Below are 13,834 nucleotides of genomic sequence, written 5' to 3'. Positions count from 1 at the left end.
CTGATGGAGCACTGGCTGGTTCGGGGAGACGTCCCGGCCCCCCGTGCCGACATCGATGTACCCGAGCGTCCGGGGCCTAAACCTCAGGACGTGATTTCCCACAGGCTGCGGAAGAAGCCCGACGCGACGACCGTCGCGGCGAGGGCGAAGGACCCGCAGAGACCCTCGGCGAGCTCGGCCCGCCGGGACCACCAGACCGAGCGCCAGCCCCGGCCGGTCGCCACCCCGGCCGCCAGGCTGATCGCGCCGAGCAGCAGGACGACGACCACGCCGATGGTGACCGCCCTCGGGGAGGCGTCGCCGACGGCGAAGCCGAGGAGCCACGCCCAGCAGGCCAGCCCGCCCACCCGCAGCAGCCGGCGCGCAGCGGTGTGGCGGTAGGACCGCGCCGCCAGCAGGATGCTGGCACCGGCGAAGAACGCCAGGCAGCGGGCGCCGATGCGGTCGAGGTCGATCGTCGCGGTCGCGAGGAGCAGCGGGGTCGCGACCACGGCCGCGACCATGATCGCGGCGCAGGCCGCGGTGACGGTGCGGGTGGCCCCGGCGACGAGCTGTCGCATCGCCGCCGCGGAGACGACGATCCGCCCGCGACCGGCGCGACCGGAGTCGCGCGCCGACCAGGCGGTCACGGCGAGCCGGTCGAGGTCGATGAGCGTCTCGTCCGGTACGTCGATCGCGAGCGACGGCACGAAGCGTGCGGCGAGCATCGCCAGCAGCAGCAGGACGGCCCACGCCACCCGGCCGTCCCACTCCAGGAGCAGGGTGGTCCCGCAGACGGCGAAGACGACCAGCCCGGAGACGATCCACACGACCAGGGCCTCGTCGCGCTCGGGGCCCAGTGCCCGGGCCACGGCGGCGATCACGCCGGCCGAGACCGCGCTCACGGCGACGACCGCGGGCAGCAGGTGCACCCCCGGCTCGTAGACGGCGGCGAAGGCGGCCGCGGCACCGAAGGCCGGGGCGGCGGCCGCGCGCTGGACGGTGTGCCGGCCCAGCGGGAGGGTCGAGACCAGGGCGCAGGCCATGAGCACGCCGACGGTCGCCGTGCGCAGCCAGTCGTCGGCCGACTGGGCGGCGTACCACGCGGCGAGCCCGGCGGCCGCGGCCGCGATCCCCATCGCCAGCGCGGCGACGCCGGGGGTGTCGGGCTGGGACTGCAGGGCGTCCTGCTCCGGGTCGCGGGGACGGCTGCGGTGGACGCCGCTGGTTGCGACCAGGACCGAGCCGGACTCGACGCCGGCACTGGCCAGCGTCCGGTCGGCCGTCAGCAGCTCGCCCAGGGGTGTCTGCAGCAGGGGGATGCCCGCGACGCCCGTCTGGGCGGCGTACTCCCGGGCCACGTCGACCGACGTCGCACCCTCGGGCACCACCAGGTCGAGCACCCCGGCCGGACCGTGCACGCTGACCGCGATGGTCGAGGCGAGCGCGTGGTTCGGCTGCGCGTCGGTCACGACTTCCCCCATGATCTCGTCTGCGCCGGACTCCACCGGCGACGTGCAGGCTAGTCGCTGGTGTGCGGCCCACCTATCATCAACGCGACCATTCGGGTATGGCTAGGGGGAACTAGTGAGCACGACACTGCGTGGCGGACACCGGCTCGACGAGCCGGAGATGCCCGGGGGCCAGATCGTGCTCCAGCCGCCGCCGGAGATCCAGGAGAGCGAGGGCGCCAGCGGCGTCCTGATGAACGCCATCCCGATGCTCGGCAGCCTCGGCTCGATCGTGCTCGTGGCGACCATGGGCGGCGGCGCCAACAAGACCCGCAGCTTCCTCGCGGCCGGCATGTTCCTCTTCGCCACCCTCGGCTTCATCATCGTGCAGATCGACCGGCAGCGTAAGCAGCGGGCGCAGCAGGTGACCGGCTCGCGCACCGAGTACCTCCGCTACCTCTCCAACATCCGCAAGGTGGCGCGCACCGCGGCCGCGCAGCAGCGCCGCGCGCTCAACTGGCACCACCCCGAGCCCGCCGCGCTCCCGGCCCTGGCCGAGGAGCGCACCCGCCTGTGGGAGCACGGTCCTGGCGACTCCAACTACATGCACGTGCGCTACGGCCTCTGCTCGCAGCCCCTGTCGACCGAGCTGGTCCCGCCGGAGAGCGCCCCCGTCGACCAGGTCGACCCGGCCGCCGCGTCGGCGCTGCACCGGCTGCTCGTCGTGCACCGCGTGCAGCCCAACCTGCCGGCCTCCATCGACCTGCGTGCCTTCGACCGCGTCGAGATCTGCGGTCCCGAGGACGAGGCGCGCGCCGCTGCCCGGGCGATGATCCTGTCGGCCACCGCCTTCCACAACCCCGACCAGCTCGTCGTCGCGGTCCTCAGCTCGGAGCAGAACCTCACCCACTGGGACTGGATCAAGTGGCTGCCGCACGCCCAGAGCGCGCGCGAGGTCGACGCGGTCGGGCCGATGCGCCTGGTCACCACCTCGATCGGCGACCTCGGCAACCTGCTGCCCCCCGACCTCAGCGACCGTCCCCGCTTCGGCGCCGACGAGCGGCCGCCGACGCCGCACATCCTGCTCGTCATCGACGGCGGGCACCTCCCGCCCGGCAACCACATCGTGCCGCCGGACGGCCTGCACGGCGTCACTCTGCTGGACCTGCCGTCGCGGTGGGACGAGCTCGAGGACTCCACCCGCCTGCGCCTCCAGTTCGCCGAGGGCCGCCCCCAGCTGGGCAAGATGCCGATCCTGGCCATCCGGGTCCGCGAGGAGCCCATCAAGGCGCTCATCGACCAGTGCGACATCGCGACCGCCGAGGCCTTCGCCCGCCGCCTGGCCCCGCTCAAGACCATCAGCGCCGACTCCTCCAGCGGGGCCGCCGTCGACATCACCTCGACGACCCCCGACCACATGGAGCTGCTCGGCCTCGGCGACATCCACACCTACGACACCGCGACCGCCTGGCGCCCGCGCCCGGCCCGCGACCGGCTGCGCGTGCCGATCGGCATCGGCGACAGCGGCGGCCTCGTGCACCTGGACATCAAGGAGTCGGCCCAGCAGGGCATGGGCCCGCACGGCCTGGTCATCGGCGCCACCGGCTCCGGCAAGTCGGAGTTCCTCCGCACCCTGGTGCTCGGCCTGACGATGACCCACTCGTCCGAGCAGCTCAACCTCGTGCTCGTCGACTTCAAGGGTGGTGCGACCTTCGCGGGCATGGCCGACATGCCGCACGTGTCGGCGGTGATCACCAACCTCGCCAACGAGCTCACCCTCGTCGACCGCATGCAGGACGCGCTGTCCGGCGAGATGACCCGTCGCCAGGAGCTGCTGCGCGACGCCGGCAACTACGCCTCGATCCGCGACTACGAGAAGGCGCGGGCCAACGGCGAGGACCTCGCCCCCATGCCCTCGCTGTTCATCGTGGTCGACGAGTTCTCCGAGATGCTCTCGGCCAAGCCGGAGTTCATCGACCTGTTCGTCGCCATCGGCCGCCTGGGCCGCTCGCTCGGCCTGCACCTGCTGCTCGCCTCGCAGCGCCTCGAGGAGGGCCGGCTGCGCGGCCTGGAGTCCCACCTGTCCTACCGCGTCGGCCTGCGCACCTTCTCGGCCGGTGAGTCCCGGGCCGTCCTCGGCGTGCCCGACGCCTACGAGCTGCCGGCCGTCCCCGGCCTCGGCTACCTCAAGCCCGACCAGTCGACGCTGCTGCGGTTCAAGGCGGCATACGTCTCCGGACCGCCCTCGGGCCGGACCCGCGTGAGCCGCGACGAGGGCGGCCACGTGCGCGGGATCCTCCCCTACACGATCTCCGAGGTGCAGGCGCTCGAGCCGCTCGACACCGACGTCGAGGAGGCCCCGGTGGCCGCCCAGCAGCAGGGCGAGCAGCCCTCGCTGCTCGACATCGCGGTGCAGCGCATGATCGGGCAGGGCATGCCCGCCCACCAGGTCTGGCTGCCGCCGCTGGACGTACCGGACACCCTCGACGAGCTGATGGCCGACCTCACCGAGGACCCCGACCTCGGCCTCGTCTCCCCCCGCTGGCGCAACGTCCCCGGCCTGGTGGTGCCGCTGGGCACCGTCGACCGGCCGCGCGAGCAGCGCCGCGACACGATGACGCTCAACCTCACCGGAGCGAGTGGCCACGTCGCCGTCGTCGGCGGTCCCCGGTCGGGCAAGAGCACGCTGCTGCGCACGATCGTGACGGGCATGGGCCTGGTCTCGACCCCGCTCGAGTCGCAGTTCTTCGTGCTCGACTTCGGCGGTGGCACCTTCGCCCCGCTGGCCCGCTTCCCGCACGTCTCCGGGGTCGCGACGCGCTCCGAGCCGGACGTCGTACGCCGCGTGATCGCGGAGGTGCAGGGCGTCGTCGAGCGCCGCGAGGCCTACTTCCGCGAGAACGGCATCGACTCGATCGAGACCTACCGCAGCCGACGCGCCCAGGGTCGGGCCGACGACGGCTGGGGCGACGTGTTCCTCGTCGTCGACGGGTGGAGCACGCTGCGCGCGGAGTTCGACGACATCGAGATGGAGCTCCAGCAGCTCGCCGGTCGCGGGCTCACCTTCGGCATCCACATCATCGCGGCCTCCGGCCGGTGGGCCGACTTCAGGGCCGCGATGCGCGACGTCTTCGGCTCCAAGCTCGAGCTGCGCCTCGGCGACCCGCTCGACTCGGAGATCGACCGCAAGGTCGCGGCCCTGGTGCCGACCGGCCGTCCCGGTCGCGGACTGGTCCCGAGCAAGCTGCACTTCCTCGCCGCCCTCCCCCGCGTCGACGGGGACCCCGACGCGGGCACCCTCGGTGACGGTGTCGACGACCTGATCGAGCGCGCGTCCGTGGCCTGGAAGGGCAACCCTGGCCCCAAGCTCCGGCTGCTGCCCGACATGGTCACCCTCGACACGATCCGCGAGGACGCGCTGCGCCGCCAGCTCCCGGAGAAGAAGCTGCTCATCGGCATCAACGAGCGCGAGCTCGCGCCGGTCGGCATCGACCCGTCGTCCGAGCCGCACATGCTCGTCTTCGGCGACGGGCAGTCGGGCAAGAGCGCGCTGCTGCGCAACTACCTCCAGGAGGTCATGCGCACGCGGACCCCCAAGGAGGCGCAGATCGTGGTGGTCGACTACCGGCGCTCGCTGCTCGGCGAGGTGCCGGACGAGTACCTGCTCAACTACCTCACCTCGGCCACCCAGGCGACCCCGACGCTCAAGGACATCGCCAGCTACCTCGAGAGCCGCATCCCCGGTCCGGACGTCACGCCGGACCAGCTGCGCAACCGCTCCTGGTGGACCGGCGCCGAGGTCTTCGTGGTCGTCGACGACTACGACCTCGTCGCCACCCAGCAGTCGTCCCCGGTGCAGGCGCTCCAGCCGCTGATGGCCCAGGCCCGCGACACCGGCCTGCACGTGGTGGTCGCCCGCCGTGTGGGTGGCGCGTCGCGCGCGCTCTACGACCCGGTCATCCAGTCGATGCGGGACCTGGCGATGCCCGGTGTGCTGCTCTCCGGTCCCCGCGACGAGGGCGTGCTGATCGGCAACCTGCGCCCCCAGCCGGCGCCCCCCGGCCGTGCCCGGGTCGTCACCCGCGACGGGGGTACCGAGGTCACCCAGCTGGCCTGGACCGAGCCGACGATGTAGTCACCTGACGGCTCCGCGGTGGCGGCCAGTGCCCTGACGGAGACACGCGGACACAACCCGTCCCGGCTGCCCGGCCCCAGGCGTGGGGAGGCGCCACGGCCAGCAGTTGTGTCCGCGTGTCTACGCACGGGGAGGCGCAGCCGTCAGCGGCGACCGGACTTGAACATCCCCCGGGCGATCTCGCGGGCCGCGGTCCGCATGAAGTCCTTGAAGACCGGGGACTTCACCACGTCCATCACGAGGCCGTCGTCGTCCTGCGGCTCGGGGGCGGGGGCCGGCTTGCGGCTGCGCTCGACCTTGGCCTGCCGGGCCTCCTCCTTGACCCGCGCGTCCTCCTCGGCCTTGCGCGCACCCTCCTCGAGGCGGGCCGCGAGCTTCTCGTGGGCCGACTCGCGGTCGACGACCTGGCTGTACGTCGCCCAGCGCGGCGAGCTCTCGACGGCCGCCTTCATCGCGACCGGGTCCGCCATCCCCATCAGCGACTCGGGAGCCCGCAGCCGGGTCCAGGCGACCGGGGTCGGCGCGCCGCGCTCGTCCATCACGGTCACCACCGCCTCGCCGATGCCGAGCGACGTGATGACCTCGCCGAGGTCGTCGTACGCCGACCTCGGGTAGGTGTTGACGGTCTGCTTGAGGGCCTTGGCGTCGTTGGGTGTGTGCGCGCGCAGCTGGTGCTGGATGCGCGACCCGAGCTGGGCGAGGACGTCGTCGGGCACGTCGGTCGGCCGCTGGGTCACGAAGAAGACGCCGACGCCCTTGGAGCGGATCAGCCGCACCGTCTGGGCGATCTGGTCGAGGAAGGCGTCGCTGGCGTCGTCGAAGAGCAGGTGCGCCTCGTCGAAGAAGAAGACCAGCTTGGGCTTGTCGAGGTCGCCCTCCTCCGGCAGGTCGTGGAAGAGGTCGGCCAGCAGCCACATCAGGAACGTGGAGAAGACCGCGGGACGGTCCTGGAGGTTGGGCAGCTCGACGAGGCTGATGACGCCGAGCCCGTCGTCGGTCGTCCGCAGGAGGTCACGGGAGTCGAACTCCGGCTCGCCGAAGAAGGCGTCCGCGCCCTGGTCCTGGAAGCCGATCAGCTCGCGCAGGATCACCCCGGCCGTGGCGGTGGACAGCCCACCGAGGCCCTTGAGGTCGGCCTTGCCCTCGTCGCTGGTGAGGAACTGGACGACCGCGCGCAGGTCCGCGAGGTCGAGCAGCGGCAGCCCGGCCCGGTCGGCGTAGTGGAAGATCAGCCCGAGGCTGGACTCCTGGGTGTCGTTGAGCCCCAGCACCTTGCTGAGCAGCATCGGCCCGAACGCCGACATGGTGACGCGCAACGGGACGCCGACCCCCTGCCCGCCGAGGGCGTAGAACTCCACCGGGAAGCCGGTCGCCTTCCACTGCTGGCCGACCGACCCGGCCCGGGCCTCGATCTTGGGCCCGCCCTCCCCGGGCACGCTGAGCCCCGAGAGGTCGCCCTTGATGTCTGCCGCGAAGACCGGGACGCCCTGGGCGCTCAGCTGCTCGGCGAGCAGCTGGAGGGTCTTGGTCTTGCCGGTGCCGGTCGCGCCCGCGACCAGTCCGTGGCGGTTGAGCATCCCCAGGGGGATGCGCACGCGGACGTCGGCGAGCGTGGTCGCGTCGAGCATCAGCCCGCCGAGCTCGAGGGCCGTGCCCTCGAAGGCGTAGCCGGGCCGCACGGCGGCGGCGATCGGGTGCTCGGGAGCCGACTCGACAGGCGTCTCGGCAGCCGTCTCGGGGGTGGGCACGGTCGACTCGTCGGGCTTGTCCGTCATGGCGCGAGCCTAACCAGCACGCAGGGGCGCTCGGGGGGCGTCGTTATAGTCACCGCGTGATCTTCAAGCGCGTGGGCGAGGGGCGCCCCTACCCCGCCCACGAGCTCAGCTCGCGCGACTGGGCCGCGATCCCGCCCCGCCAGGTCCGGCTGGACCAGCTGGTGACCACCAAGGACACCCTCCAGCTCGCGACGCTCCTCGACGAGGACTCGACGTTCTACGGCGACCTCTTCGCGCACGTGGTGTCGTGGCGTGGCGACCTCTACCTCGAGGACGGCCTCCACCGCGCGCTGCGCGCCGCGCTGCACCAGCGCAACGTCCTGCACGCCCGCGTGCACGAGGTGTCCGGCTGATGCGCGATGGCGCCAAGTCGGCCCTCACGCTGCTCGTCCTGTGCCTGCTCATGGTCGCCGCCGGCGCATGGGGGTGGCAGGCGCTGACCCAGCCGCTGCCCGACAACGAGCCCCCGCCGCTGTGCTCCGACACCACGGTCGCCGCCGGCACGGACGTCTTCCGCGACCAGGTCGCGGTCAGCGTCTTCAACGGCAGCTCCCGCTCTGGGCTGGCCGGGGCCACCCTCGAGCTGCTCGAGGAGCGGGGCTTCGTGGGCGCGGACACCGGCAACGCCCCCCGGCCGGTCAAGGGCGTCCAGATCTGGGCCACGGACCCGGAGAACCCCGCCGTCCGGCTCGTGCAGCGCCAGTTCCGCAAGGCCCGCGTCGTGCCGGGCACCGAGGTGGACGGCGAGGCCCTGGGCCGCGGCGTCGTCGTGGTGCTGGGCGAGTCCTTCACCTCGCTCCGCGACCGCGAGGTCGAGTCGGTCACCGCGGAGGTCGAGGCGACCTTCTGCAGCCCGCCGGGGTCCTGACCCGGCTCACGACTTGTCGGGGCGTCGTCTCGGGTCGGTGTTCCACTGCGCGAGCCGTCCGCCCTCCGAGACCTGGCGCAACCGCTCCTCCGTGGCGACGCGAGCCCGGCGTGGGGTGACGACCAGCAGGTCGTCGCCGTGCCGCAGGACCGTACGCCGCTCCGGCACCAGCACCTCACCCTGCCGGATGACCAGCGAGACCGATGCCCCGGCCGGCAGCCGCAGCTCGCCGACCTCGACCCCGTGCATCCGCGAGACCGGACTGATGGACACCTGGAGGAGGTCCGCGGCGACCCGTTCCAGCGGCGCGGCCTCGACGTCGAGGCCGCGCGGCTCCGAGCGCCGGGCGACCCGCAGGAAGCGGGCGACGTACGGCAGCGTCGGTCCGGTCACGAGGGTGTAGACGACCACCATCACGAAGACGATGTCGAAGAGCAGGTCGGCGTCGTCGACGCCCTCGGACAGCGGGATGGTGGTGAGCACGACGGGGACCGCGCCACGCAGGCCGGCCCACGAGATGAAGCCGAGCTCGCGCAGCGGCATGGGCCGCACGACCGAGCTGATGAGGACGGACAGCGGCCGCGCCACGAAGGTGAGGATCAGGCCGGTCGCCAGCGCGAGGCCGACGACCTCCAGGCTGATCCGGGCGGGCGAGAGCAGGAGGCCGAGCATCACGAAGAGCCCGATCTGGGCCAGCCAGGCCACGCCCTCGGCGAAGGACTTGGTCGCGGTGCGGTGGGGCAGCTCGGAGTTGCCGAGGATGAGGGCGGCGACGTAGATCGCGGCGAAACCGGACGCGTGGACGGCGGCCGCGCCGCCGTACGCGGCGAAGGTCAGGCAGAGGATGGCCAGCGGGTAGAGGCCCGACGACGGCAGGGCGGCCCGACGCATCACCCAAGCACCGGCGACCCCGACCGCGATCCCGATCACGACACCGACGGCGAGCTCGAAGACGATGACGCCGGCGACGCCGAGGATCCCGCTGCTCGCGGCGGCCCCGGTGGAGATGACGCCCACCAGCACGACCGTGGGGGCGTCGTTGAGCCCGGACTCGGCCTCGAGCACCCCGGTCAGGCGTTTGGGCAGGGGTACGACGCGCAGCACCGAGAAGACCGCCGCGGCGTCGGTGGGCGAGCAGACCGCCCCCAGCAGGATGGCCAGCTCCCACGGGAGCCCGAGGAGGTAATGGCCACCCACGGCCACGACGGCGACCGAGACGGCCACCCCCACGGTCGCCAGGGACACCCCGAGCGGGATGGAGGGCCGGACCTCGGTCCAGTCGGTGGTCAGACCGCCCTCGGCCAGGATCAGGGCCAGCGCCCCGAAGCCGAGCGCGTGGGCGAGCTGCGCGTCCTCGAACTGGATCCCGAGACCCGCCTCGCCGAGCACGACCCCCATGAGCAGGTAGATCAGCAGGCTGGGCAGCCCGGCGCGGGCCGAGACCCGCACGGCGAGGATCGCCGCCAACGTGACGAGGGAGCCCACCAGCAGGAACGAGTCGAGCTGGTGCACATCGAAAGTCACGCCACCTCGTTCCCACTCCTCGCCGAGCCCCGATCCTATCGGCGAAACGGGACGCCTCCGGACGCTGCGCCCCCGCGTGACACGATCGGCGACATGAGCGCTCGGTTCGCGGTGGCCCAGCGGGCGAACGTGCCGCCCTTCCACGTGATGGACCTCCTCGCCGCGTCCGCCGAGCGGCAGCGCACGCACGGCGACCTGGTCAACATGGTCGCGGGCCAGCCGTCGACGGGCGCCCCCGCGCCGGTCGCCGACGAGGCGGTCCGGCTGCTCCGCAGCGGCGACCCGCTCGGCTACACCGTCGCCTCCGGGGTCCCGGAGCTCCGCGAGGCGATCGCCGGGCACCACCGTCGCCAGCACGGGATCGACGTCACGGCCGACGACGTCGTGGTCACCACCGGCTCCAGCGGGGGCTTCCTGCTGGCGTTCCTCGCGGCCTTCGAGCCCGGGGACCGCGTCGCGATGGCCCGGCCCGGCTACCCGTGCTACCGCAACGTGCTGACCGCGCTCGGCTGCGAGGTCGTCGAGATCCCCTGCGGGCCGGAGAACCGCTTCCAGCCCACCGTCGAGCAGCTCGAGGAGCTCGGCGACGTCCGCGGCCTGGTCGTGGCCAGCCCGGCCAACCCGACGGGGACGATGCTGCTCCCCGAGGAGCTGGCCGCCCTCGCCGCCTGGTGCGAGTCCCGCGGCGTGCAGCTGATCTCCGACGAGATCTACCACGGCATCGAGTACGCACCGCTCGACGGCCGGCCCTCGCTCTCCCGGTCCGCGTGGGAGACCTCGCGGGAGGCGATCGTGTTCAGCTCGTTCTCCAAGTACTTCTCGATGACCGGGTGGCGGATCGGTTGGATGCTCGTCCCCGAGCGGCTTCGCCGGGCGGTCGACGTGCTGACCGGCAACTTCACGATCTGCCCGCCCGTCATCGCCCAGCGGGCCTGCGTCGCGGCGTTCACCGACGCGTCGTACGCCGAGCTGGACGGGCACGTGGAGCGGTACGCCGCCAACCGTCGCCTGCTCCTCGACGGGCTCGCCGCACTGGGCATCGACCAGCTCGCCCCCGCCGACGGCGCCTTCTACGCCTACGCGGACATCGGGCACCTCACCCGGGACTCGATGGCCTGGACCCGGCGGCTGTTGGCCGACACGGGGGTCGCGCTCGCCCCCGGGATCGACTTCGACACCGTGGTGGGCCAGCAGCACGTGCGGCTCAGCTTCGCCGGACCCGAGCAGGCCGTGCGAACCGGGCTGGAGCGACTCGGCGACTGGCTCCCCGCGCAGCGCGTCCACCCGACGCCCGGGTGACCTGCGCCTCGTCAACCGGCAGGTGATTCGGGGTTTGACCACCTGGGATGCAGGGAAGGCGACTGACGCACGGCGCCACGGGCGCCGCATCCAGCGCACGGGGGCCGACGAGAGGACGTGATCGATGTACGGCGACAGCGCCGCATCGCGCAAGCGTGTCGCCCAGCTGCGTGAGCAGGGTGGGGACATCAGGGCCATGGCCGACCGCCTGGTCGCCCAGGCGGAGAGCGTGCCGTGGACCGGTCGGGCGGCGGAGTCCATGCGGACCCGCATCAAGGAGCGCGCCTCCCACCTGCGCCTGGCCGCCGGTCACCACGACACCGCCGCCGACTCCCTGGCCCGGCACGCCTCCGAGGTCGATGCCCTCAAGGACACCATCGAGACGATCTCGCACAAGGCCGACACCCTCACCACCGACGCCCGGACACGCTCGACCCAGGCTGACTCCGCCGGCACACCCAGCCGCGAGGACGCCGCGCTGCTTGCCTTCACCCCTCCGCCCGCCGGTCACAAGGACTGGCTGACCGTCGAGCTGCCGGGACTCTGACATGGTGACCATCGACCTCACGACCCCGCCGGCCGAGCCCGCCACCTTCCTGGACGGGCTCCCCCGCCGGATCGCGATCACCCTCCCCGAGCTGCGGCTGGCCGCCCGCTCGGCGGGCGACGCCCCGCTCCCCTTCGACGTCTCCGAGGCCACCGGGCCGGGTGCTCTCGAGGACCGCCTCGGCCAGTCCCGCGAGACCGCCGACGACACGGCGTACGCCGCCGCGCTGGGCTCCCTGCACGACCCGGCTGAGACGCTGCGACGCCGCGGCCTGCTCACCGACGCCGGCCTCGACGCCGGCCTGGCCGGGGCGATCGGGTTGCTGGCGACCCCGCGGCTCGCCCTCGACATCGACGTGGCCGCCGCCGGCAGCCAGGTGAAGGCCTGGCACCGCCAGGCCGACGGGGCGGTCGCCACGCTGGCGACCTGCGACGGCATCGTGTTCGAGCTCGCGTGGTTCCGGGCCGACCAGTGGCCGGGCGAGCTCGCCCGGGTCGCCGCGATCCCCGACGACGTCGACCTGCGCGACTCCGACGTGCCCGCCACGATGGAGGTGCCGTTCCAGCTCGTCGACGCGATCGGCGAGGCCCTGCGCTCCGGACGCTCCGACCTCGTCCCGGTGCTGATGGAGCACCACGGCGAGGGCGTCCTCGACGCCGACGCCGCCCCGCTCGCCGACACGGTCGCCGCCACCGCCGTGGCCGCGATCCACACCGAGGGTCGTGGACGCCTGCGGGTGCTGGCCGCCCAGGTGACCGACGCGGCCACCACCAGCGTCGGCGTCGCGTCGTGGGTGCTGCTCGCCGACGGCTGGCACAGCCTCACCCCCCACCAAGAGGACTCCGGACCACGGGTGACCGTGCGCCGGGTGGACCCCGACGACCTGGCGACCGAGCTCGCCCCCGTCCTCGCGCAGGTGATCGCATGAGTGAGCAGGACCGCACCCGCCACGGCGCTGCCGACGAGCGCGGCACCGACGCCCGGGTCAACGCCGACAAGTACCACGAGATGCTCGCGCTGGCCGACCTCTTCGACAAGTCCGGGGCCGAGATGCGCTCCCGGTCCCGCCTCGGCGCCACGATCCTCGCCGACGACGACGTCGCCGACTCCGCCGAGCTCTCACCGGCCACCTTCGCCCAGGCGGAGGAGGACATCCGGGCCGCGACCACCGGCAAGCAGGGGCTGCTCACCCGCTCGGTGGAGCTCGACGCCGACGCCCTCGTCGTGCGCGCCACGGTGCTGACCTACCGCTGGATCGACGAGCTCCAGGACGCCGCCTACAAGACGCTCGGCTCCATCGCCGGCCGCGCCATCGGCTACCTCGCACCCGAGGTCGCCCTCGGCGGGGCGATCGTGTCGGCCGGCCTGATCGAGACCGACGCGCTCGACCGCGACGGCATGACGTCCTACCTCAACGAGCTCGCCGAGGGCAATCCCGAGCTGATGGACCACATGGCCGGGGTCGGCGGGCTGCTCGACGGCCTCCAGATGCGCTCGCTGCTCGCCGCCGGCGTCATGTCCACCGACCACGGCGCGGCCGCGGCCCGCGGTGGCCTGCGCGCCATCGGCGTGCAGCCGTTCGCGAGCGACGCCGTCTCGGCGCTGCGCGACTCCGCGGCCGGCTTCGCCGAGGAGACCGAGGTCGTGGAGACCGACGCCACCGCCGGCGAGGGGACGGCGCCCCGGACGATCGAGGACCTGATGACCAACCTCGCCCGGGCCGACCGCCGCATCAGCGTGCAACGGATCGGGGCGGGCCGCTACATCGCCTACCTCCCCGGCCGCCGGGCCGACGAGGGCGGCCGACTGCGGCTCGTGGGCGGCGACAACGCGTCGTACGTCCGGCAGGTCGTGCGCGCGATCGAGGTCGCGGTCGCGGACGAGCCCGGGGCCCGGGTCATGCTCGTCGGCTCCTCGCACGGCGGCACCGCGGCCGCCGAGATCGCCGCCGCCGCGGTCTCCGACGCCTTCGTCGTCGACCAGGTGGTCACCACCGGCGCCCCCTCGGCCCAGGTCCCCACCATCCCCGCACAGACACGGGTCCTGTCACTGGAGGACCGCTCCGACCCCGTGGCCCTGCTCGGCTCGCTCATCAACCAGGGCGTCGGCAACCGGCTCACCGTGGTCTACGACGGTTCGGAGGTCTCGGACACCGCGCCGTACGTCGTCGGCGGGCGCGCGGCGGACGCCGCCCAGCACCCGGAGGTCCGCGCCGAGATCGCGCGCATCCACGAGCTCGGGTTCCTGGCGGTCTGA

10 protein-coding genes are annotated in these 13,834 nt (G+C 73.2%); 7 read left to right on the top strand and 3 right to left on the bottom strand.

The genetic code is table 11. The features are described 5' to 3' along the window. Positions 1–83 precede the first annotated feature (83 nt). Positions 84–1,451, bottom strand: coding sequence for a ubiquitin family protein (locus DAE25_RS00135; RefSeq protein ID WP_159083483.1), 1,368 nt, complete (start codon positions 1,449–1,451; stop codon positions 84–86). 115 nt (positions 1,452–1,566) lie between these two features. Here DAE25_RS00135 and eccCa point away from each other — a divergent pair, with 115 nt between their 5' ends. Beyond that, the gene (gene eccCa, locus DAE25_RS00130; RefSeq protein WP_234410751.1) at positions 1,567–5,565 is read left to right on the top strand and encodes a type VII secretion protein EccCa; all 3,999 of its coding nucleotides are present in this window, start codon (positions 1,567–1,569) and stop codon (positions 5,563–5,565) included. Positions 5,566–5,708: 143 nt separating this feature from the next. On the opposite strand, the gene DAE25_RS00125 is transcribed toward eccCa, so the two are convergent. Then, the gene (locus DAE25_RS00125; RefSeq protein WP_107764263.1) at positions 5,709–7,340 is read right to left on the bottom strand and encodes a helicase HerA-like domain-containing protein; all 1,632 of its coding nucleotides are present in this window, start codon (positions 7,338–7,340) and stop codon (positions 5,709–5,711) included. A 56-nt stretch (positions 7,341–7,396) separates the two neighbouring features. On the opposite strand from DAE25_RS00125, the gene DAE25_RS00120 reads away from it, so the two are divergent. After that, positions 7,397–7,693, top strand: coding sequence for a type II toxin-antitoxin system VapB family antitoxin (locus tag DAE25_RS00120; RefSeq protein WP_056888158.1), 297 nt, complete (start codon positions 7,397–7,399; stop codon positions 7,691–7,693). Then, a complete protein-coding gene (locus tag DAE25_RS00115) occupies positions 7,693–8,208 on the top strand; it encodes a LytR C-terminal domain-containing protein (protein WP_107764262.1) in 516 nt (171 codons plus the stop codon). Before DAE25_RS00120 ends, DAE25_RS00115 begins: the two co-directional genes overlap by 1 nt. A 6-nt stretch (positions 8,209–8,214) precedes the next feature. Here the strand turns inward: DAE25_RS00115 and DAE25_RS00110 are convergent, their stop codons facing one another. Next, a complete protein-coding gene (locus DAE25_RS00110) occupies positions 8,215–9,732 on the bottom strand; it encodes a potassium/proton antiporter (RefSeq protein WP_107764261.1) in 1,518 nt (505 codons plus the stop codon). Between the two features lie 93 nt (positions 9,733–9,825). Between DAE25_RS00110 and DAE25_RS00105 the strand changes: the two genes are divergently transcribed. From DAE25_RS00105 to DAE25_RS00090, 4 genes are all read left to right on the top strand, one after another. After that, the gene (locus DAE25_RS00105; RefSeq protein WP_107764260.1) at positions 9,826–11,031 is read left to right on the top strand and encodes a pyridoxal phosphate-dependent aminotransferase; all 1,206 of its coding nucleotides are present in this window, start codon (positions 9,826–9,828) and stop codon (positions 11,029–11,031) included. 124 nt (positions 11,032–11,155) lie between these two features. Continuing rightward, a complete protein-coding gene (locus tag DAE25_RS00100; protein ID WP_199907376.1) occupies positions 11,156–11,578 on the top strand; it encodes a hypothetical protein in 423 nt (140 codons plus the stop codon). A gap of 1 nt (position 11,579) precedes the next feature. Continuing rightward, positions 11,580–12,506, top strand: a complete 927-nt coding sequence (locus DAE25_RS00095) for a hypothetical protein (RefSeq protein WP_107764259.1) — start codon at positions 11,580–11,582, stop codon at positions 12,504–12,506. Beyond that, the gene (locus tag DAE25_RS00090; RefSeq protein WP_107764258.1) at positions 12,503–13,834 is read left to right on the top strand and encodes a hypothetical protein; all 1,332 of its coding nucleotides are present in this window, start codon (positions 12,503–12,505) and stop codon (positions 13,832–13,834) included. Before DAE25_RS00095 ends, DAE25_RS00090 begins: the two co-directional genes overlap by 4 nt.

Origin of the sequence: Nocardioides terrigena, from assembly GCF_003047265.1 — a bacterium.
GTDB lineage: Bacteria > Actinomycetota > Actinomycetes > Propionibacteriales > Nocardioidaceae > Nocardioides > Nocardioides terrigena.
This window is presented reverse-complemented; position numbering and strand designations above follow the sequence as displayed.

Coding starts and splice junctions, on each gene's coding strand:
- DAE25_RS00090 (WP_107764258.1), top strand. CDS start 12,503: ATGAGTGAGCAGGACCGCACCCGCCACGGCGCTGCCGACGAGCGCGGC.
- DAE25_RS00125 (WP_107764263.1), bottom strand. CDS start 7,340: ATGACGGACAAGCCCGACGAGTCGACCGTGCCCACCCCCGAGACGGCT.
- DAE25_RS00100 (WP_199907376.1), top strand. CDS start 11,156: ATGTACGGCGACAGCGCCGCATCGCGCAAGCGTGTCGCCCAGCTGCGT.
- DAE25_RS00105 (WP_107764260.1), top strand. CDS start 9,826: ATGAGCGCTCGGTTCGCGGTGGCCCAGCGGGCGAACGTGCCGCCCTTC.
- DAE25_RS00095 (WP_107764259.1), top strand. CDS start 11,580: ATGGTGACCATCGACCTCACGACCCCGCCGGCCGAGCCCGCCACCTTC.
- DAE25_RS00115 (WP_107764262.1), top strand. CDS start 7,693: ATGCGCGATGGCGCCAAGTCGGCCCTCACGCTGCTCGTCCTGTGCCTG.